The 21,206-nt window shown below is 31.3% G+C and carries 20 protein-coding genes; 14 read left to right on the forward strand and 6 right to left on the reverse strand.

Annotation, left to right across the window (positions count from 1 at the left end; all coding sequences use genetic code 11):
• The 6 genes from CVD18_RS06905 to CVD18_RS06930 form a co-directional block, all read left to right on the forward strand.
• Positions 1–448, forward strand: a 448-nt coding sequence (locus tag CVD18_RS06905) for an IS1595 family transposase (RefSeq protein WP_146052694.1), incomplete at its 5' end; no start/stop codon positions are given.
• A gap of 25 nt (positions 449–473) precedes the next feature.
• Complete coding sequence (locus CVD18_RS06910; RefSeq protein ID WP_103864714.1) at positions 474–1,340, forward strand: LysR family transcriptional regulator; 867 nt, start codon at positions 474–476, stop codon at positions 1,338–1,340.
• Positions 1,341–1,515: 175 nt separating this feature from the next.
• The gene (locus tag CVD18_RS06915) at positions 1,516–3,372 is read left to right on the forward strand and encodes a DNA topoisomerase IV subunit B (protein ID WP_103864755.1); all 1,857 of its coding nucleotides are present in this window, start codon (positions 1,516–1,518) and stop codon (positions 3,370–3,372) included.
• Positions 3,373–3,376: 4 nt separating this feature from the next.
• The gene (locus CVD18_RS06920) at positions 3,377–4,270 is read left to right on the forward strand and encodes a M48 family metallopeptidase (RefSeq protein WP_103864715.1); all 894 of its coding nucleotides are present in this window, start codon (positions 3,377–3,379) and stop codon (positions 4,268–4,270) included.
• A 21-nt stretch (positions 4,271–4,291) separates the two neighbouring features.
• Positions 4,292–6,922 (forward strand): DNA gyrase/topoisomerase IV subunit A, encoded by a 2,631-nt coding sequence (locus CVD18_RS06925; protein WP_103864716.1) that lies wholly within the window; start codon positions 4,292–4,294, stop codon positions 6,920–6,922.
• Positions 6,923–6,966: 44 nt separating this feature from the next.
• Positions 6,967–7,806, forward strand: coding sequence for a mechanosensitive ion channel family protein (locus tag CVD18_RS06930; RefSeq protein WP_103864717.1), 840 nt, complete (start codon positions 6,967–6,969; stop codon positions 7,804–7,806).
• A gap of 30 nt (positions 7,807–7,836) precedes the next feature.
• Here the strand turns inward: CVD18_RS06930 and CVD18_RS06935 are convergent, their stop codons facing one another.
• From CVD18_RS06935 to CVD18_RS06955, 5 genes are all read right to left on the reverse strand, one after another.
• Entirely contained in the window at positions 7,837–8,415 is a 579-nt protein-coding gene (locus CVD18_RS06935) for an alkylphosphonate utilization protein (protein ID WP_103864718.1), read from the reverse strand.
• Positions 8,416–8,514: 99 nt separating this feature from the next.
• Complete coding sequence (locus CVD18_RS06940) at positions 8,515–9,651, reverse strand: sterol desaturase family protein (protein ID WP_103864719.1); 1,137 nt, start codon at positions 9,649–9,651, stop codon at positions 8,515–8,517.
• Between the two features lie 64 nt (positions 9,652–9,715).
• Positions 9,716–10,522: a TerC family protein gene (locus CVD18_RS06945; RefSeq protein WP_103864720.1), complete on the reverse strand. Its 807-nt coding sequence runs from the start codon at positions 10,520–10,522 to the stop codon at positions 9,716–9,718.
• The gene (locus CVD18_RS06950) at positions 10,522–10,893 is read right to left on the reverse strand and encodes a DNA topoisomerase IV (protein ID WP_103864721.1); all 372 of its coding nucleotides are present in this window, start codon (positions 10,891–10,893) and stop codon (positions 10,522–10,524) included. Before CVD18_RS06950 ends, CVD18_RS06945 begins: the two co-directional genes overlap by 1 nt.
• 69 nt (positions 10,894–10,962) lie before the next feature.
• The gene (locus CVD18_RS06955; protein WP_103864722.1) at positions 10,963–11,427 is read right to left on the reverse strand and encodes a helix-turn-helix transcriptional regulator; all 465 of its coding nucleotides are present in this window, start codon (positions 11,425–11,427) and stop codon (positions 10,963–10,965) included.
• Between the two features lie 380 nt (positions 11,428–11,807).
• Between CVD18_RS06955 and CVD18_RS06960 the strand changes: the two genes are divergently transcribed.
• From CVD18_RS06960 to CVD18_RS06985, 6 genes are all read left to right on the forward strand, one after another.
• Entirely contained in the window at positions 11,808–12,950 is a 1,143-nt protein-coding gene (locus tag CVD18_RS06960) for a M14 family zinc carboxypeptidase (protein ID WP_103864723.1), read from the forward strand.
• Between the two features lie 89 nt (positions 12,951–13,039).
• Positions 13,040–13,519, forward strand: a complete 480-nt coding sequence (locus CVD18_RS06965) for an Lrp/AsnC family transcriptional regulator (RefSeq protein ID WP_103864724.1) — start codon at positions 13,040–13,042, stop codon at positions 13,517–13,519.
• A 147-nt stretch (positions 13,520–13,666) separates the two neighbouring features.
• Complete coding sequence (locus tag CVD18_RS06970; RefSeq protein WP_103864725.1) at positions 13,667–16,252, forward strand: phosphoenolpyruvate carboxylase; 2,586 nt, start codon at positions 13,667–13,669, stop codon at positions 16,250–16,252.
• Positions 16,253–16,436: 184 nt separating this feature from the next.
• A complete protein-coding gene (locus CVD18_RS06975; RefSeq protein ID WP_103864726.1) occupies positions 16,437–16,961 on the forward strand; it encodes a DinB family protein in 525 nt (174 codons plus the stop codon).
• A 185-nt stretch (positions 16,962–17,146) separates the two neighbouring features.
• Positions 17,147–17,929, forward strand: coding sequence for a hypothetical protein (locus tag CVD18_RS06980; protein ID WP_103864727.1), 783 nt, complete (start codon positions 17,147–17,149; stop codon positions 17,927–17,929).
• Between the two features lie 133 nt (positions 17,930–18,062).
• On the forward strand, positions 18,063–18,506 hold the full coding sequence (locus CVD18_RS06985) for a hypothetical protein (protein ID WP_103864728.1): 444 nt from the start codon (positions 18,063–18,065) through the stop codon (positions 18,504–18,506).
• Between the two features lie 262 nt (positions 18,507–18,768).
• Here CVD18_RS06985 and CVD18_RS06990 read toward each other — a convergent pair whose 3' ends face one another.
• Complete coding sequence (locus CVD18_RS06990; RefSeq protein WP_103864729.1) at positions 18,769–19,407, reverse strand: alpha/beta hydrolase; 639 nt, start codon at positions 19,405–19,407, stop codon at positions 18,769–18,771.
• 253 nt (positions 19,408–19,660) lie between these two features.
• On the opposite strand from CVD18_RS06990, the gene CVD18_RS06995 reads away from it, so the two are divergent.
• Together CVD18_RS06995 and CVD18_RS07000 are read left to right on the forward strand one after the other, a co-directional pair.
• On the forward strand, positions 19,661–20,086 hold the full coding sequence (locus CVD18_RS06995; RefSeq protein ID WP_103864730.1) for a PaaI family thioesterase: 426 nt from the start codon (positions 19,661–19,663) through the stop codon (positions 20,084–20,086).
• Between the two features lies 1 nt (position 20,087).
• Positions 20,088–21,179, forward strand: coding sequence for a chorismate-binding protein (locus CVD18_RS07000; RefSeq protein WP_103864731.1), 1,092 nt, complete (start codon positions 20,088–20,090; stop codon positions 21,177–21,179).
• Positions 21,180–21,206: the final 27 nt, after the last annotated feature.

The raw sequence follows: 21,206 nt of genomic DNA on the forward strand, positions 1-21,206 counted from the left end.
ATCAGGTTTGGATTTGACAGTTGCAACTATGGGGCGTATCAAGAAAAGTGATATACAAAAGGCTATTGGAGATCGCACTAATACAAGCCAGACGATTCTTTGCAGTGATGCTCATGTGAGCTATAAAGGCTTTGCCAAAGACCAAAACATAGAACATCATCCACTCAAAGGAATTATAAAACAACGGGTAAAAGACAAAATATACCATATACAACATGTCAATTCTACCCACAATAGAATAAAAAAATGGATTGATAATGCTTTTTGGGGTGTAGCCACTAAATACCTGCAGCAGTACCTAAATTGGTTTAAACTCAAAGAGCAACTCAAAAACAATAAGGATAAGGCGCTGCTATTTGTACAAAAAACTGTCCTAGATGTTAACGCTATAAAGAATTACAGAAATATCGAAGCACAATATCAAAAACTAATATCAACGCAATTATAAACTAGAGCCTAAATATTTTAAACTTATAAAAACTATTGCAGAAGAAGGGAATATTGTTAACTCATCGGCAAAATTATTTTTAACACAATCGGCATTGAGTCATCAATTACGGGAGTTAGAGGGGCGTTTAGGATTTAAGGTATTTCATAGAACTCGATATAAATGGGAACTTACAGAAGAAGGTATCGCATTATATACATTAGCGGATAATGTATTATCTGTGATTGAAAAAGGTTTTGAAGCAATAGAAGAAATAAAAACAGGATCCAAAGGTACTATTAAGATAAGCACAGAATGTTATTCTTTTTATCATAACATCCCTGGATTTATTCAAAAAATGGGAGTTCTATATCCACAAATAGATGTAGAGTTGATTTTAGAAGCCACACATCAACCTATTACAAAATTAATTTCCTACGATATTGATATAGCGCTGGTTACTTCTGCACCAGTAAATAACCTTTTGTTTAGTAAAAAACTTTTTGAAGATGAAATTTTTGCGGTAATGCATAAAGAACATGTTTTAAGTCAAGAAGCTTATTTAGAACCCAATCATTTTGCCAATATTCATTTGATAATTCATTCTTTTCCCCTAGAATCGGTCTCAGTATATGAGCATTTTCTAAAACCCAATCAGATAACACCACAAAAGATTTCAGCTATTCCTCTTACCGAGGTGTCATTAGAAATGATTAATGCAAATATGGGAGTTATGTGCATGCCAAAATGGGCCTTACAATCTTTGAAAATATCAAAGGACATTGTTTTGAAGAAAATTGGAAAACAAGGGCTCAAAAGAACGCATTATCTTGTAATTAGAGAACAGGATAAGGATAAAAAATATATAAGTGATTTTGTTTTAAATTTTGAAGAAGGTTTTTCTGTTTTTTGAGTTATTTATACTTTCAAAAAGATAGTTGTTTTTATATAAATTATTAAAATATGTAAGACCTTGGGAGCCAAATAATCAACAAAATTGAGTGCCGATTTGTTAATTACTTTGTAAGTAGCATATTTTAATTTAGTTGATGAAAGCTTATATTAGCAAACATTCTACCCAAAATTCTATGAGTAAGGAAACCAAATATACCGAAGACAATATACGATCTCTTGATTGGAAAGAGCATATACGCATGCGGCCAGGAATGTATATAGGAAAACTGGGAGACGGATCTTCTGCAGATGATGGAATTTATATATTAGTAAAAGAAGTACTCGACAATTCGATAGATGAATATGTTATGGGTACAGGTAAAACTATTGAAATCTCAATTCAAGGGGATAAAGTAGTTGTACGAGATTATGGACGAGGGATTCCTCTTGGTAAAGTAGTAGATGTAGTCTCTAAAATGAATACGGGAGGAAAGTATGATTCTCGGGCATTTAAAAAATCGGTAGGTCTTAATGGAGTAGGAACCAAAGCAGTGAATGCTTTATCTGCTTTTTTTAAAGTAGAATCTACTCGTGATGGTAAATCAGCTTCTGCAGAGTTTGAAAAAGGAAACTTAACTAATCAAGAGTTTCTTGATGAAACCTCTAGAAGAAGAGGAACTAAAGTCTCTTTTGTTCCAGATGAAACCATCTTTAAAAACTATAAATATAGAGCAGAATACGTAGCAAAAATGCTTAAAAACTACGTATATCTTAACCCAGGATTGACAATCATTTTTAATGGGGAGAAGTATTTCTCAGAAAATGGATTAAGAGATTTACTTTCTGATACCATTAATGCCGAAGATCGATTGTATGATATTATTCACCTTATAGGTAATGATATAGAAATAGCTATTACCCATAGTAAAACTCAGTATAGTGAAGAATATCATTCTTTTGTCAATGGACAACATACCACTCAAGGAGGAACGCATCAAGCCGCATTTAGAGAAGCAGTAGTAAAAACAATAAGAGAGTTTTATGGCAAAAACTATGAAGCTAGTGATATTCGTAAATCGATCGTATCTGCTATAAGTATCAAGGTTATGGAACCTATTTTTGAAAGCCAGACAAAAACTAAACTAGGGTCTACAGAAATGGGAGATGGGCTACCTACAGTGCGAATTTTCATTAATGATTTTATAAAAACTAAATTAGATAATTTTTTACATAAAAATTCTGACATAGCAGAGAGTATACAACGTAAAATATTACAAGCAGAAAGAGAACGTAAAGATTTATCAGGAATACGTAAACTAGCTAAAGAAAGAGCAAAAAAAGCTAATCTGCATAACAAAAAACTTAGAGATTGTAGGGTGCATCTTACCGATAGTAAGAAAGACCGCAATCTAGAAAGTACTTTATTTATTACCGAGGGAGATTCTGCAAGTGGATCTATCACCAAATCCAGAGACGTAAATACACAAGCCGTTTTTAGCTTACGAGGGAAACCTTTGAATAGCTATAATATGAGTAAAAAAATAGTGTATGAAAATGAGGAGTTCAATCTCCTGCAAGCTGCTTTAAATATAGAAGAATCTCTAGAAGATTTGAGGTATAATAATATTGTAATTGCTACCGATGCAGATGTAGATGGAATGCATATACGATTATTATTAATTACTTTCTTTTTGCAATTTTTTCCTGAAGTAATAAAAGAAGGACATTTATATATACTACAAACACCTTTATTTAGGGTACGTAATAAAAAAGAAACAATTTACTGTTATTCTGAACAAGAAAGAAAAGATGCTATTGTAAAATTATCTGGTAAACCAGAGATTACTCGATTTAAAGGATTGGGTGAGATTTCACCAGATGAATTTGTACATTTTATAGGTGATGATATTCGTTTGGATCCAGTAATGCTAGATAAAGAGAGGTCAATAGAAGAACTATTATCATTCTATATGGGGAAAAACACTCCTCAACGGCAAGAATTTATTATTGATAATCTAAAAGTAGAATTAGATACGATAGAGGAAAAATAATAATATGAATACAAAAAAAAATAGCTTTAAAGTACATAAGAAAGAGAAACTGTATTATAATTGGATGATTGTATTTACAATCCTGTTATGCATTCCTGGGCTTTTATTCCTGCCGTACGTATTACTTATTGCGCTTTTTATTTTTTTTAGTACAGGTGTTTTTATAGGGTATGTTAAAGGAAGTGGTGTGCATGTAACTAAGGATCAGTTCTCAGACTTATATCACATTGTAGAAGAACAATGCAAAATATTATCTATAAAAAATGTACCACAAGTTTATATTTTAGAATCTGGAGGATTACTTAATGCAATGGCCACAAAATTCGTGGGCTCAAATTATTTAATTATTTATAGTGATTTGTATGAAGTAATTCTTGATGGAAGGAAAGATGTGGTAGAATTTATCATTGCTCATGAGCTTTGTCATGTAAAAAGAAATCATGTACACAAAAAAATGTACGTATTCCCATCTTTGATTATTCCATTTTTAGCTTTAGCATACTCACGTGCTTGTGAATACACTTGTGATGCAGTAGGATACGCTATAAGCCCTAGAGGTGCCATTGACGGAATTAAATTATTAGCATCAGGAAAACGTTTATATAAAGAAATGGATACAGATATATACTCAAAACAATTAGAAACAACAGATAGTTTTTGGGTATGGTTTTCAGAAAAACTGTCAACACACCCTCATTTATCAAAAAGGATTACTCCAGAAATGAAACGAGCAAGTTTTAATTCACATCGATATGCAGACAAACAAAAGACAATAGAAGAAAAAAGTAAAGAAACCTCAAGGGTTGAAGTGCAAAATAATACCCCTGAGATGCAAAAAGGTGATACAGAAAGTAAGCTCAAGGGAGATGATTACCAAAGATTTATGCCAAAATTTTAATGTAAATTATAGAAGGATTAAATGTCAGAAGAAAACGAAGAATTATATAGTGATTCGACTTCCGAAGATCACCAACCACAGGAAGTGATTACCAAAGTTACAGGGATGTACAAGGATTGGTTTCTTGATTATGCATCTTATGTTATCCTAGAACGAGCTGTACCTGCTATTGAAGATGGTTTGAAACCAGTGCAACGACGTATCCTTCATTCTATGAAAGATCTTGATGATGGTAGGTATAATAAAGTAGCAAATATAGTGGGACATACAATGCAGTACCATCCACACGGTGATGCAAGTATCGCTGATGCTATGGTGCAAGTAGGGCAAAAAGAATTGCTGATCGATATGCAAGGTAACTGGGGGAACATCCTTACTGGCGATAGAGCAGCAGCCTCTAGGTATATAGAAGCTCGTTTATCTAAATTTGCATTAGATGTTGTCTATAATCCAAAAGTTACTGATTGGCAGTTGTCATATGATGGGCGTAAGAAAGAGCCTATCAATCTTCCTGTTAAATTCCCATTGTTATTAGCTCAGGGAGCAGAAGGTATTGCAGTAGGGTTAAGCACCAAAATTCTTCCTCATAATTTTCTAGAGTTAATTGATGCTTCTGTAAAACATTTACAAGGAAAGAAATTTATTATTTTACCAGATTTCCCTACTTCTGGTATAGCAGATTTTACAAATTACAATGATGGTAGTCGTGGTGGTAAGGTAAGAGTGCGTGCAAAAATTTCTCAGTATGACAAAAATACACTGGTCATTAATGAGATACCTTTCTCTACCACAACAACATCTTTAATTGATTCAGTGCTTAAGGCAAATGAAAAAGGGAAGATAAAAATTAAAAAAATCGAAGATAATACTGCTGCAAAAGTAGAGATATTAATACATCTGCCTTCAGGTATTTCTCCAGATAAAACGATTGACGCTTTATATGCATTTACCAATTGTGAAGTCTCTATTTCTCCTTTAGGCTGTGTTATCGAAGATAATAAACCTAACTTTATTGGGGTGTCAGAAATGTTACGACGTTCTACAGATAATACGCTAGACTTATTAAAGAAGGAATTAGAAATTCAATTAGATGAACTGCAAGAGCAATGGCATTTTGCTTCTTTAGAAAGAATATTTATAGAGAATCGTATCTATCGTGATATAGAAGAAGTAGAGACATGGGAAGGGGTGATTCAAGCAATAGACAAAGGACTGCAACCTCATATTAAACATTTGAAACGAGCAGTTACAGAAGAAGATATTACAAGGCTGACAGAAATAAGGATTAAGCGTATTTCTAAATTTGATATAGATAAAGCGCAACAAAAAATTGAAGCTCTTGAAGAGGATATAGCTCAAATAAAACATCATTTAGAGCATCTTATCGTATTTGCAATAGATTATTTTAAAAGACTTAAGACTACCTACGGAAAAGATAAAGAACGTAAAACAGAAATCAGAATTTTTGATGATATCGAAGCGACTAAAGTGGTTATTCGTAACACCAAATTATATGTAAATAGAGAAGAAGGTTTTATAGGTACGTCATTACGAAAAAATGAATATGTAGCCGACTGTTCTGATATAGATGATATTATATGTTTTACAGCAGAAGGAAAAATGATGATTACAAAGGTTGGGTCAAAAACTTTTATAGGTAAAAATATCATTCATGTTGCTATTTTTAAGAAAAAAGACAAGCGTACTATTTATAATATAATTTATCAAGATGGTAAAGGAGGTGCTTCTTATGTAAAACGTTTTGCTGTTACAGGAGTTACTCGTGATAAAGATTATGATTTAACACAAGGTAAAAAACAATCTAAGATAACATATTTTTCTGCGAACCTTAATGGAGAGGCAGAGGTAATTACTATTTTCTTAAGACAAGCTGGAAGTGTTAAAAAACTAAAATTTGACCTGGATTTTGCAGATTTATTGATCAAAGGTAGAGGGGTAAAAGGAAATATCGTTACCAAATACAATATCAAGAAAATTGAACTAAAAGAACTAGGAGTCTCAACACTAAAGCCTAGAAAAATATGGTTTGATGATTCTGTAAGACGTATAAATGTAGATGGAAGAGGAGAATTATTAGGTGAATTTAGAGGAGAAGACCGGCTTTTGACAATTAATCAAAAGGGTATTCTAAAAACAATTATTCCAGAGGTTACCTTGCATTTTGATTCTGATATGATTGTTTTAGAAAAATGGAATCCAAAAAAACCAATCTCGGCTATTTATTGGGATGGTGAAAAAGAACGTTATTATGTAAAACGTTTCTTGATAGAAAACCCCGAAAAAGAAGAAGCATTTATTACTGAGCATCCAAAATCTTTTCTAGAAGTTGTATCCACAGATTTTAAGCCAATTGCAGAGATTGTTTTTGTAAAAATAAGAGGGAAAGATCAACGCCCCAATGAAGAAATAAACCTTGAAGAATTTATTTCGATAAAAGGATCTAAGGCTATTGGAAACCAATTAACTACTCATAAAGTGAAACAAATTAATTTATTAGAATCGTTACCTTATGAAGAACCAGAATCATTACCAGCAGAAGAGATAGAGGTTGTAGAAGAAGAAAATATTTCTGTATCAGAATCTGATAATTCAGAAAAAGAATCGGATAATGATTCACCTACTTTATTTTAGTATTTTAATGTAATAAATATATGGACTAATAAATGATTTAATACGTGACCAAGTTTATTAAAAAATATATAGATGTAGAACACATCGAGGGTATCATTTTGTATGTATTTGTTATCTTTTTGATAACCTGGGGAATTTCTCAGGTAGTCAAATGGTTGCTTGTATTGTTCTTAAATAGACAACAAAAACAAGGCAGATATAATGTAACTAAATTGAAATTTGTAAAAAATTCTATTCGATTTATACTTTTTATGATTGCTTTTGTAATTATTATGGGGACTGTCCCATTTTTAAGAAGACAAGCAACCTTTATATTTTCTGGAGCAGGTATTCTTGCTGCTATTATTGGTTTTGCGGCACAAGCAGCCATTTCTAATTTGATAGCTGGAGTATTTATTGTATTGTTCGAGCCTTTTAGAATAGGGGATTATATTAAGCTAGATACAGAACGTGTTGGTATTGTGATAGATATAACGTTACGACATACGGTTATTAATACTTTTGAAAATAAGAGATTAATTATACCGAATTCTCTTATAAGCACAGAATCTATACTTAATCATACAATAGAGGATAGTAAAGTACTTAGTTTTAATAATTTTAAAATTGGATTAAATGCAGATATCGATGTAGTTCGTAAAATTATTATAGAAGAAGCATTACAATTAGAGTTTATAGCACATATAGAAAATAAAAAATCACCAGAAGTTAGGGTGATCGATGTACATGAATCTTATATTCATGTAAGAGCATATGTATGGATATCAGAGCCTTTTCAGGAGTTTAAAATGAAATGTAAACTTAAAGAGAGGGTACAGAAACGTTTTATTAATGAGAAAATAGAAATGCCGATACCTCTTCGTAAAATAATAAGTGAAGAATAAAATTTACTCTAATTTTTATTCAATTCTATACTAAGATTTTTTTACATATTTTGTGAGAATTACAATATGTTGCCCATTTACACGACCTTCAATATGTTCTGCATTATCGTGAACTAATGAAATATTTCTAACTGCAGTACCACGTTTGGCAGTAAAATTAGCTCCTTTTACATCTAAATCTTTAATTAAAACAACAGAATCTCCTGCTTGTAGAGTAACACCATTGGCATCAAGATGTTTTATAGTGTCCTCTTGGTCATCACCTTCTCCTGTAGCATTTGCCCAAGTTAGCATATCTTCATCAAGGTAGAGCATGTCTAATAAATCTTGAGGCCACCCCTCTGATTTTAATCTGTTTAGCATTCTCCAAGCCATTACCTGTACAGCAGGAACTTCGCTCCACATGCTGTCATTAAGGCAACGCCAATGATTTGCGTCTATTTTACCAAGGTTTTCTATTTGTTCCAGACAAACTTGAGAAATTAAAATATGAGAATCTAAATCTGATCCAGGTGATTTTGGAACTTCGTACACCTTTAAGTTCTCTGTATCTCCTGATAGCTCACATACAGATCCACTACGTTTGTTTAATTCTCTTTCTAAGTTCATTATACTACTTAAATTTGATCAATAATTTATTATTACAAAAATGCATCAAAATTTATTATTATGACAGCACATTATATTGTTTTTGAGAGAAAAATCTAGTTATCGTTCGCTAGGGTCTTCTATTTCATTTTCCTGTAAAGGATTTTTTGTAAAAGGAAATATAAATTGAGGTATAAATCCTTTAGGGAATTTTGCTTCACCCAATCCTGTACTTTCTGGCCATGTATCTCCCATAGGGTAATAGGTGCCAAACAACATATCTATAAAAGGGAAATGAATAGCAAAATTCTTGTCATATGCCTTTGGATCAGCAGAGTGATGCCAATGGTGATACTGTGGAGTTACAAATATGTATTTGAAAAAACCAAAATTAATTCTAGTGTTTGAATGTGCTAATACCGCTTGAATCGAGACAATAACTATATATGTTGTAAAAACAGGGGTGCTAAATCCAAATACATAAATAGGTAAGAAAGAAATAGCACGTACTACAATCAAATCCAAAAAATGAGTTCTTGATCCTGCAAGCCAGTCAATATCTTTTGTAGAATGGTGTACTGCATGAAAACGCCATAAAAAAGGGAGTTTATGAAAAAAATAATGCCCAGTCCATTGAAATAGATCAGAAACAAATAGAGCCAAAAATAATTGAGGAATAAACCAAATTGATTGTACCCAAGAATGAAATCCTCCTAAACCTATTCCTGAAAAAGCTACTACGGCAGGTAATTGTACCAAAACTCCTGTGACCTGAATAAGTAAATGACCAATAATAAAATAAACCAAATCTGTTCTCCACTCTGGATGAAACTTAGTTTGATTGGTTCGTTTTGGTAAAAACAATTCAATAGGAATAAATATAAACGCAGAGATTAATATATCAAGAAGAAGCCAATCTAGCCCAATAGTAAAAGATTTATAGTCAATATCTTGGTGCTCTGGCAATCCATTACCAATAAGTATGGTTCCTCCAATGATAAGAATAGCTAAAAAACCAAGTTTGGTTTTTTTACTCAGAACAAAACTTGTCAAAGCAAATCCAAAAGATAATACGAGTAACCCCAAAAGAACCCATTTTATATGTTTTGGGGTATATAGTTTCCTAAAATCAGCAGTGGTAAGATATTCAGGAAAATATGCACAGATTACAGAACCAAAGCAAACAATTGCTAAGAAAATAGAGATATAACCACTAATTTTACCTTCTCCTATTATTAGTCTTTTATTTTGATTCATTCAATTATTTTATAATAGTATTACATTTATACATAATCTTATATGTATTTGACAAATCTATGATTTATTGCTCTTGGGTTTTCTTTTTTCTTTTCTTACGCAATTTAAAATTCAAAAACTCGATAAATAAAGAAAAAGCAATAGTAAAATATAGATATCCTTTTGGAATCACACCAACTTCGCTTTCAAAAATTTGTAAATGAGCTAAATGTGCTGCCTCTGCAATTAACATAAACCCTATAAGTATTAAAAAAGAAAGACCAAGGATTTGTACAGAAGGGTGTTTGTTTACAAAACGTCCAACAGGAGTAGCAAATATCATCATTATAAGTACAGATACAATTACAGCAATAATCATTATAATCAAAGCATCATTTGGATTATCACTTAGCCCATTGGTCATCCCGACAGCAGTAAGGATAGAATCAAAAGAAAAAACAACATTGATCAATGTAATTTGTAGAATGGCATTAGATAATGTCGATGAACTTTTTGCTTGTATTTCTTTTTCTTCTTCTCCTTTTTCGTCTACTTTTTCATGTATTTCGTGCACACTCTTGTATAGAAGAAAAATTCCACCACCAAACAAAATCAATGACTGTCCGCTTATACCAGCTTCTATCCAAGGTAGATCAATATGCCAGAAAGGAGCTTCCATAGCAACCAACAATGATATTCCGAATAAAAGAACCACCCGCATTATCATAGCAAGGAACAACCCTATACTTGTCGCCTTTTTTTGTTGTTGATCAGGGAGTTTGCTAGAGGCCAATGAAATAAAAATGATATTGTCTATACCCAATACAATTTCTAAAAAAGTAAGTGTTAATAGGGCGACCCAAGCATCAGCTGATGTGAAAATTTCTAACATTATTTTATTTTTTTTGCAGTTCCACGTTGTTTGTTATTTGCACCTACCATTCCATACTCAAAGGTGTAAATATTTTTGTCGGTAGTTAAGATTTTCATATGTATTGCTTTTCTTTCTGCCATATTTTTTGGGTGTATTTTTTTCACAATATACTCACACTCGTTGATCCATCGTATAGACGAAGTATCACTTTTTCCCTTAAAAAAATCAATCTCGATGGTATTGTTACGTATAAAAGTAGTTTTTACCAATTCTCCATCAAGGAAAGCTTCAAACTCAAAGGTCCCTGTGTGAAAATTAGAACAATCCCGTTCTTGTTTATAACAACTACAAGCTAGAACAAATAATAACAGTAAAGCAATGTGCTTCATAAAATCTTTAAATAAGCAACGAAAATAAATCTATTTCTAGAAAGTTAATAAATATAAGAAAGAAAAATATCAAGTTTTTTTCATTTGATAGGAGCTAAAGGTACCATCTGCATAAAAAAACACGATTTTTTCAATTTTTTGTTCTGTAGAGATGATGGCGCTAGATAATTTTTTTTCTGACGTAGTTAAATCCTCGCTCTTAATTTCTTCAGCAGGAGGATGCGTAAATAAATCTTGTGCAGTAGTAACTGTAGAATTTTTCTCAGGAATTGGAGCAGAAGGAGGAACTTCGACAGGATTATTTTGAGTTTTAGGAAAAGTACCTTTACCATATAGTAACCATTGTAAATCTACATCTGAATATGCATCTACAATTTTCATAACAAAATCAAGACTAGGTTTATTTCTACCACTAAGAATATGTGAGATAGAAGAACGACCTACTCCCATATAATCTGCAAAAGATGAAGCAGATATTGCATAGTGATTCATTATTTTTTGGATCCTATTTCCAAAATCTATATTGTTTACCATTGTAAACTGTTTAAAAAAGATTAGACTTTACAAAAGTAAACAAAATAGATTAAAAGTAAGGTTTACATTTGTAAACCTTAACGTTTTTAATTAAAGTTTGGTTTTAAATAAAACCACTTAATATACTAATAATCAGTAACTTAGATATAATTATCTTTGATCTGTAAATATTTGTTAATAAACTGTATACATCTGGAAAGAAGAAGAAATAACTTGTATACCGATGTAAACAGACTCTTTAAAAAACTTTGTTTACAAATGTGAAAGAGTAGTTGTTACATTTGTAAATTCTACTTGTGTTTACAACTGTAATTATTACTCCTCTTTTGTTATGAATCTTCAGCAAACTATAGTAATTTCGTAGTTTTATAAAACTAAATATGGATATTACTATTTTACAAAACTGGTTTACAAACTATAAAGAATCATCCTTATCAGGACGTTATATAACTCAGGATCAACTTATACCTTTATTAGCACAGTTGTCTTCTAAAGCTAAAATTAAAAAAATTGGGTTTTCTGAGAATAATGCACCTATACATCTTATTACAATTGGTAATGGCCCCAAGAAGCTTTTATTTTGGTCTCAAATGCACGGTAATGAGTCTACAACTACAAAAGCCGTTTTTGATGTATTAAACTTACTTACTGATTCCTCAAATGAGTTGACAGAGCAAGTTTTAAAAGAATGTACATTATATATAATCCCAATATTAAGTCCCGATGGTGCAAAAGCATATACTAGGCTTAATTATAATGATGTAGACCTAAATAGAGATGCTCAAGAGAAAACTCAAAAAGAAAGCGCTGTATTTTTTAACTTATATACAGAAATAAAACCTGATTATGCATTTAACTTACATGGTCAGCGTACTATTTTTAGTGCAGGAGAGACTAATAACTCAGCTACAGTCTCATTTTTATCACCAGCAGGTGATAATAACCGGTCTATAACTAGGAGTCGTAAGATTGCTATGGAGATTATAGTAGAAATGAATTCTGTATTGCAAAAATGTATTCCTAACAAAATAGGACGTTATGATGATAGTTTTAATTTAAATTGTGTAGGTGATACCCTTGTTAGTTTAGAAATACCTACTATTCTCTTTGAAGCAGGACATGTTCCAGATGATTATGATCGTGAAATAACACGAGAGTATATATTTTATTCTTTGGTTACTTCTATTAAATATATCAGTGATACAGATGTTACAGGAGAGGGATATGAGGGCTATTTTTTAATTCCAGAAAACAAAAAATGTTTTTATGATATAATTATAAGAGATGTAATACTAGAAGGAGAAAATGTTGATATAGCAGTTCAATACAAAGAAATATTGATAGAAAATAATGTGAAATTCGCACCAAGAGTTGCTGAAATTGGTGATCTTCAAAAATTTTATGGGCATAAGGAGATTATTGGCAAAAAAAGGACGATATATAACGAAAACGTTACAGTAGAGATAGTTCCAGAGGCCGAGCTGTTAAACTTTTACTTAAATTCTGAATTATTCTTAGTATAATCAATAAAAAGTTGAAATAAAGTATGTGAAGACTCTATTTTTCTGCTAAATTTGTAATGTAAATAATCGGGAAAAATAATAAACACACTATGGCAAAGTTTAAATTAGACGAGGTTGATCATCAAATACTGGATATGTTGATAGAAAATACACGTACACCTTTTACTGATATCGCAAAGAAATTATTGATTTCTGCAGGTACAGTACATGTACGAGTTAAAAAAATGGAAGAAGCAGGTATTATTGAAGGGTCTTCGCTAACATTGGACTATCAAAAATTAGGATATTCATTTATAGCATATGTTGGTATTTATCTTCAGAATACTTCACAAACCAAATTTGTTTTAGAAAGAATAAACGAAATACCATTTGTTACGGTTGCTCATATCACTACAGGAAAGTTCAATATTTTTTGTAAAGTAAGAGCTAAAGATACAAACCATGCAAAAGATATTATCTTTAAACTTGATGATATTGATGGAGTATATCGTACAGAAACAATGATTTCACTAGAAGAGAGTATTAATGATAAGAAACGATTAATGCATTCTATTTTTCAGGACTTATAAAGGGATATACTCTTACCATATAGAAAAACCCTTTAAGAAAAACTCTTAAAGGGTTTTTTTTCTTAAAAGAATTCCGTTTTAATGCAGAATTTATAGAGTTATAAAAAGCATATTTATTAACCAAATAAACCAAGTACCACCACACCAATGGCTAGAAAACCAAAAATCGAACGTTTTAATGAGAATGTTCTTGCAAAGTACCAGATATACAATAGTATATTTATCACATTACCTTTTGACACCATAACGAATACAGGTGTTTTATTACCTCTCTTTAAAGAAGTATGCGAAAAAGGATATGAAGAACATAAAAACCCTACAGAGATTGTAGAACATTTTTTTGCATCATATCAGGATAATCCATCTTCTAAAGAAAAACATGAACTGCTGTTTAGATTTATTCAATATATAGAAAGACAAGTAGTATTATTTGACGCTATAGAAGATGCTGCTTTTCCTGTAGTGAATAATATGGATGGTAGAGGAACTCTCAGAAGTATAAAAGAAGAAGCTCAAGCCAAGGGACAATTAGAAGAACTTAAGGATTATTTAAGACGTTTTAAAATTCGCCCTACACTTACAGCGCATCCCACGCAATTTTATCCAGGAACAGTTCTAGGGATTATACATGACCTAGATGCAGCAATTCGTGATAATGATTCATCTAGAATAAAAAAATTACTAGCTCAGTTAGGTAAAACTGCTTTTTTTAAGAAAGAAAAACCGACACCTTATGATGAGGCTGTAAGCTTGATTTGGTATTTAGAAAATGTCTTTTATCATTCAGCAAGTACTATTTATAATTATATACAACAAAATATTTTTGAAGGAGAGGATCTGGAAAACGATTTGATCAACCTTGGGTTTTGGCCTGGTGGAGATAGAGATGGGAACCCTTTTGTAACTACAGAGATTACCTTGAAAGTTGCCAAGAGATTGCGTAAAACTATTTTGATAAATTATTATAGAGATATAAGAAGGTTGAAACGTAGAATTACCTTTGGTAATCTTCAAGATAAAATTACAGTGCTTGAAAACGCACTCTATGATAATTTTTATTATGCAAAAACAGCAGAGCCTTTATCGATAGAGACATTGATGAATGGGCTACTAGAGATCAAAAAAGAGTTAATAGTAGAGCACCAGTCATTATTTCTTGAAGATTTGCAGGATATGATTAATAAGGTGAAGATCTTTGGCTTTCACTTTGGGACATTAGATATCAGACAAGATTCTAGAGTTCATCATAAAGTACTCACAGAGATTGTACAAAAAACAAATGCATTGGGATTAGGTTTTTTTCCTGACAATTATGAATCTCTTTCAGAAAAAGAACAAATAGAAGTACTTTCTAAAGTAAAAGGAAAGCTTGACCCCTCAGTCTTTACAGAAGATATTGCAAGGGCCACCATAGAATCTATTTATGCTATTAAAACGATTCAACAAAATAATGGAGAAAGAGCAGCAAACCGTTACATTATTAGTAATAATGGTGATGTATTGAATGTAATGGAAACCTTTGCTATGATCCGCCTTTGTGATTGGGAACAACCTACTGTTGATGTAATTCCTCTTTTTGAAACAGTACCTGATTTGCTAGTCGCACATGAGGTAATGGAGTCACTATATAGTAACCCTATTTATATGGATCACCTTAAACGTCGTGGTATGAAACAAACCATAATGCTTGGTTTCTCTGATGGTACCAAGGATGGAGGATATCTGATGGCTAATTGGGGAATTTTTAAAGCAAAAGAAGCTTTAACAGAAGTTTCTAGAAAATATAATGTAAAAGTTATCTTTTTTGATGGTAGAGGAGGACCACCAGCACGAGGTGGAGGTAACACAAATCAATTTTATGCTTCTCTTGGGCCTACTATTGAGGATGAAGAGATACAACTTACTGTACAAGGGCAAACGATTAGTTCAAATTTTGGAACATTGGATTCCTGTCAATATAATTTAGAACAATTATTAGGGGCTGGAGTAGAAAATGAGCTGACTAATAATGAAGGAAATCTTTTCTCTATAGAGAATAAAGAAACTATGCAAGAACTTGCAGATATAAGCTATCAAACTTATGTCGATTTTAAAAACCATCCTAAGTTTCTTCCTTATTTAGAATATATGAGTACCTTAAAATATTATGGGAAAGCAAATATAGGGAGTCGACCATCAAAACGAAGTAAAAGTGAAAGCTTAGATTTTGGAGACCTAAGAGCAATCCCATTTGTAGGAAGTTGGAGTCAATTAAAACAAAATGTACCTGGTTTTTATGGGGTAGGAACGGCTCTAAAGGTGTATGAGGATAGAGGAGAATTTGATAAAATAACTACATTGTATAAAGAATCTCCTTTTTTTAGAGCATTGATAGGTAATAGTATGATGAGTCTTACCAAATCATTTTTTGAATTAACCTCTTATATGAAGGAAGATGAAGAATACGGGGCTTTTTGGGATATTATTCATAATGAATATCTATTGACTAAGCGTTTGTTACTCAAATTAACAGGATATTCTGAATTGATGCAAAATGAACCAGCAGGAAAAGCATCGATAGATATTAGAGAAAATATTGTATTACCATTGCTTACAATACAGCAATATGCGCTAAAGAAAATTCAGGAAATGAGTAAAGACAAGGATGCAGATCCAGAAATTTTAGCGATTTATGAGAAAATGGTAACCCGTTCTCTATTTGGAAATATAAATGCAAGTCGTAACTCTGCATAGGTAGAAATATGATTTACTCATTAAGTGAGATTTTAATGCTCCAAAGCTTGCTTCGAAATTAAAGGTTTATTTCAAACAAATACTTTGCGGACTTACCCCAAAGTAGTTTATTTATGAATATATTGAGACTAATCATGACTAGTCTCAATATATTTGATTAATATAATTTCAAAAAATAAGGCGTATGCAACAAATCATTTTACCAGATCTAGAACAAAAAGAATTTAGTTCTTATTATGGTACCTATATTAATAAAGTAGCACACGAGAATATTATAAAAGGATTAGAAATTGGTAAAAGAAATTTTATTGATTTTGTACAATCTATTCCTGAAGAAAAATTGACCCATGCATACGCAAAGGATAAATGGACTTTGGCAGAAGTTTTTGTACATATTATTGATACCGAAAGAATATTTGCGTATCGTGCATTACGTTTTGCTAGAAATGATAAAACGCCAATTACAGGATTTGAGCAAAACGATTATGTGCCATACTCTAATGCAAATACGTATAGCAAAGAGGATATAATTTTTGATTTTGAAGCTGTACGCAATAGCTCTATTTCATTATTTAATAGATTTACAGATGATATGTTAGGTAGAATAGGTGAGGCGAGTGGTGGCCCTATGAGTGCTAGAGCAGCTGGTTATATTATGTCTGGGCATCAGATTCACCATTTTCAGGTAATAAAAGAAAGGTACTTGTAGTTTTATAAAATCTTTAGAGGTAGGTTTTGAAGGTTTAAATTACACCTATAATTTTTAATTATATAACAGAATCTTTATGCAGTGATTATTGTATAAAGATTTTAAGATATTTATATAATATATTTAATGGGTTTTTCACTGATAACCGTGTAAAACAAATAGTTTATAGTTTTTATCTTTGTAAGATGAGATATAAGTATTTGATATTAATCGCCTTTTTTATAGTTAGTATTAAAATACGATCACAAGTACCTATCATAGCTACAGCATGGAAAGATCAAGTAACAAGTTATGAAGAATTAGTACCAATTGACAAAAATAACTTCTTACAATACGACTATTCATCAATTTTTTCTAATCAAAATAGATTTAAAGGTGATTTATGGTCTTCTTATATAGGTGTTTTTGGACCAAAAAATACCAGAATTGAATTTCATTTACAAGCAATTAAATCTACTGATGAAACCTATCAAATAAAAGGGTTTAGTAAACTAGGAAAGAACATTCGATCTCTTGAAGGGTTATTTAAAATAAAGAACTTTTTTAAAAGTGAAAACAGAGACATATGTTTCATGTTATTTGAATATAATCTCAAGGAACCAGGAGATAGAAATGGAGATGGGTATTTTACAGGAATTGGAAGTATCGTTTTTCAAGTTAGTGATAATGATAATACTGTTAATATTTTTTGGGCTGCTTCTGGAGAACTTAGAAAATATAACAATGTCTTTGCTGGTACCTGGAATAGATATAACTCTAAAGTTTCTAGAGAATGTGTTTTTTCTTTTAGTCCTACTGGTTTTGCACAACTTCCATTTCGAGAGTATTTTTATAAAGAGTTTGAAGAAGATGATGAGTGTAAATGTAATTATGACATTAAAGAAGAATTTATGAAATACGGTTGGGAAGGTTATTATGGTGGGAGCAAAGATGATTGGTGGTATGATTTAGAGGTCTTTTTTGAATGAGCATCAACTTATGACAGTTATAGAAAAAATGCTATCCTGTCATTATTTATTATGAAAAATGATAACAAAAATTAAAATAATAACTTTTATTTCTCTTTTTTTTAGCTGTAACTTGACTAATAGTGTTCAGAAAATGAATGATACTTCAGACATGAAGAACTTTACCAATATATCAGATATAATAAGTATTACAGAATTTGAAAAAATCAAAACATTTATACTTACAAAAGGAGATAGAATGTTTTATCGAAGTTTTGATAGTAACAACCCTCATTTTAAGTTTACAAATTTTGATGTATTCATGGGGGCTGATATTGGACAAGCTAATATAAATAATGATCCTACTATTTCAGATTTTAATGAACTTACAATAGTAGATAGGAATGCTGATATTACATATTGTCATATTGTGATTGTGAGAAAAGGGGACTTAAAAGCTCAAAAAGCGTGGATTATAAAGGGAATGAAAGAAGAACAAGTGTATCTCGTAGATGTTTATAGTAAAGGAGTAGAATTGATGCTAAATAATCTACCAAACTACTTAAAAAAAATAAAAAAAGAAATAGCTACTCACTAATAAAAAGTATAGTAATATTATGCGTTACTATCAAAAATAAGTAGAATTAAAAAAAACAGAATAATAAAACTTATTTTGAATTGACTTTTTTAATGTTGACAAAGACTCTTAAATGTATCCATAGTGTTATTTAGACCTGCTTGTTAAATAAGGGTAATTTTCTGATAGTCCTAAGAGAATAGAATATGGATTTTGTATTGTTTTACAGGCCCCGATAATTGATTTTATAGTATTCAATAGGCTTAAAATAATTGAATGTTTTTTATAAAACATCGACCAACGTTTTTGGGTCTAATTCATGTCCTCCAGCATGAGTTGTAAACTTAATCTGAGGTAGTATTTCTTGTAACCTTCTGATTTGGTTTTTTACTTTAACAATCTCAAAATATGGGTCTTTTTCTCCAAGGATATGAGTCACTTTTGTATCACGGGACATAAAAGTAAAATCCTCTTTAGATAATTCTTTAGGAAACCCACCAGATATCATAACTAGAGCATCACAATGTATTTTACGGCTGCACACCCATCTACTAGCAATACTTACTCCCTGTGAATATCCTAGTACAACCAATTTTGTGTCCTCAGGGATTTTTTCTGAAGCTATAAGAGCATCTATATACCGTAACACATTCTCGGTATCAGATTGTGTGTTTTCTTTTGTTAGCCAACTAGAACCTACACGTCTATATGCATTGTCTTTATAATATTTTGAAGGAGCCTGTGGAGCAATAATATAATTTTCTTCTTTGTCTAATCCGTCAAAAAATCTGATAAAATAGCGACTTAGATACCCTATACCATGAAAAACTAACCAAACTGTTTTTGTAGTATCCTGTAAGTTATTTAAAGAAGAATAAGTATTTGTTGTACTATATGTAATTTCCTTTTCAGTAGTATTCATCTGGTATTAATAAAAATATTTTTATTCAAAGACCCGCAAGATATTTTGTTTTTTTATTATAAAAAATAAGAACACCAAAAAAATAAATGAAGCATACTATAGAAAAAGGTAAAGAGATAAACTAATTAGGAGATTTCTTTTAAGAATCACTGTTGAATAATAATAAAAATAACTAGATCAGATAACAAAAGATGCTGGAGTTAGAATTATTAAAACTCATTGTATATTTTTGTTTCAAATTTTTTTGAAGCTTATGGAGTTAACTCAATCAGAAATATTGGAATTATGTGCCAATATGTGTAAAAATACTTTGATGGAAACTTTAGAGATTTCCTTCTGTGAAGTAGGAGATTCTTATTTGGTAGCCAAAATGCCAGTAACCTCAAGGGTATATCAACCAGATGGAGTTTTACATGGTGGAGCTATGGTTGCCTTAGCAGAAAGCGTAGGTAGTGCTGCTTCTTATGTTTTTATGGATAATAAGGAGTTATATATACGAGGAATAGAAATATCTGCAAATCATGTAAAGAGTGTAAAAGATGGATATGTTTATGCAAAAGCAGAAGTGTTACACAAAGGCCGTACCACTCAGCTTTGGGATATCAAAATACGCGATGAAGAAGATAATTTGGTATCAATAGTAAAGTTAACAACTATTGCACTTCCTAAAACGAAGTAGTATGGAGATAAAAAATGTGTATACCAAGATTCAGCAACAATTGGATCTACAATTACCATTTGTAGCATATCAAAAAGCAAATACGCATTCATTACAGGTTTTTCTTCAGGAAGATAGTTTATTGTATGAGGTAAAAGGAGGGACTGATTCAGGATTTGTTTTTGCTCCTTTTGATAGTATTCATAAGAAAGTATTAATACCATCACAAAAAAGTACATCCTATACTGTAAATACCACTGATCAAACACATAATGATCATGTAGGTAAATCTCATTTTTTACCAGAACATGATATCGTATTAGTATCGATCAAGGAAAATCATAAACAACTGGTAGCACAAGGAAAAGAAGCAATAAAAGCAGGTGTTTTTGAAAAAGTAGTATTATCTCGTAGAGAAGAAATAGATACTTCGATTACAGAAAATCCACTACAATTGTTTAAAAAACTACTGTTTACCTATCCCAAAGCTTTTGTTTATATCTGGTATCACCCTCAAATAGGTTTATGGTTAGGAGCCACTCCAGAAACTCTGATAAAAGTAAAAGATCATAATTTTTCTACAATGGCTTTGGCAGGAACACAACCATTTATAGATACAATAAATGTAGATTGGGGTGCTAAGGAATTGGTAGAACAGGAAATGGTTACAACTTATGTAATCAAAGAATTATCTACAGTAGTTAAAGATATAGAGTATTCAGAAACATATACGGATAAAGCTGGTACATTATTACATCTGCGTACAGATATCAATGGTATTTTGAGTGATACAGATACTACTATAGAAAATATAATTAATGTTTTACATCCAACTCCCGCTGTTTGTGGGCTTCCAAAAAATGAGGCGAAATCTTTCATTCTTAAAAAGGAAGGATATGATCGTAAATATTACACGGGCTTTTTAGGAGAACTCAATATAAAAAAGGAAGGAAAGGTAATGTCTGAGATATTTGTAAATCTTCGATGTATGGAAATAGAAAAAAATAAAGCAATTTTATATGTAGGAGGAGGGATAACAAAAGACTCTGATCCAGAGAAAGAGTGGGAGGAGACTGTAAGAAAAACAGAAACCATGAAAAAGGTTTTGTTTTAAATTCTTTAAAAACCTAATGTGACTTTT

It is taken from the genome of Aquimarina sp. I32.4 (assembly GCF_002924285.1).
Classification (GTDB): domain Bacteria; phylum Bacteroidota; class Bacteroidia; order Flavobacteriales; family Flavobacteriaceae; genus Aquimarina.

Excerpts from the sequence above, each read along its gene's own strand:
- CVD18_RS06960 (WP_103864723.1), top strand. The coding sequence starts at position 11,808 with ATGGATATTACTATTTTACAAAACTGGTTTACAAACTATAAAGAATCA.
- CVD18_RS06920 (WP_103864715.1), top strand. The coding sequence starts at position 3,377 with ATGAATACAAAAAAAAATAGCTTTAAAGTACATAAGAAAGAGAAACTG.
- CVD18_RS06980 (WP_103864727.1), top strand. The coding sequence starts at position 17,147 with ATGAGATATAAGTATTTGATATTAATCGCCTTTTTTATAGTTAGTATT.
- CVD18_RS06925 (WP_103864716.1), top strand. The coding sequence starts at position 4,292 with ATGTCAGAAGAAAACGAAGAATTATATAGTGATTCGACTTCCGAAGAT.
- CVD18_RS06945 (WP_103864720.1), bottom strand. The coding sequence starts at position 10,522 with ATGTTAGAAATTTTCACATCAGCTGATGCTTGGGTCGCCCTATTAACA.
- CVD18_RS06965 (WP_103864724.1), top strand. The coding sequence starts at position 13,040 with ATGGCAAAGTTTAAATTAGACGAGGTTGATCATCAAATACTGGATATG.
- CVD18_RS06915 (WP_103864755.1), top strand. The coding sequence starts at position 1,516 with ATGAGTAAGGAAACCAAATATACCGAAGACAATATACGATCTCTTGAT.
- CVD18_RS06995 (WP_103864730.1), top strand. The coding sequence starts at position 19,661 with ATGGAGTTAACTCAATCAGAAATATTGGAATTATGTGCCAATATGTGT.
- CVD18_RS06955 (WP_103864722.1), bottom strand. The coding sequence starts at position 11,427 with ATGGTAAACAATATAGATTTTGGAAATAGGATCCAAAAAATAATGAAT.
- CVD18_RS06950 (WP_103864721.1), bottom strand. The coding sequence starts at position 10,893 with ATGAAGCACATTGCTTTACTGTTATTATTTGTTCTAGCTTGTAGTTGT.
- CVD18_RS06975 (WP_103864726.1), top strand. The coding sequence starts at position 16,437 with ATGCAACAAATCATTTTACCAGATCTAGAACAAAAAGAATTTAGTTCT.
- CVD18_RS06985 (WP_103864728.1), top strand. The coding sequence starts at position 18,063 with ATGAATGATACTTCAGACATGAAGAACTTTACCAATATATCAGATATA.
- CVD18_RS06935 (WP_103864718.1), bottom strand. The coding sequence starts at position 8,415 with ATGAACTTAGAAAGAGAATTAAACAAACGTAGTGGATCTGTATGTGAG.
- CVD18_RS06990 (WP_103864729.1), bottom strand. The coding sequence starts at position 19,407 with ATGAATACTACTGAAAAGGAAATTACATATAGTACAACAAATACTTAT.
- CVD18_RS07000 (WP_103864731.1), top strand. The coding sequence starts at position 20,088 with ATGGAGATAAAAAATGTGTATACCAAGATTCAGCAACAATTGGATCTA.
- CVD18_RS06970 (WP_103864725.1), top strand. The coding sequence starts at position 13,667 with ATGGCTAGAAAACCAAAAATCGAACGTTTTAATGAGAATGTTCTTGCA.
- CVD18_RS06940 (WP_103864719.1), bottom strand. The coding sequence starts at position 9,651 with ATGAATCAAAATAAAAGACTAATAATAGGAGAAGGTAAAATTAGTGGT.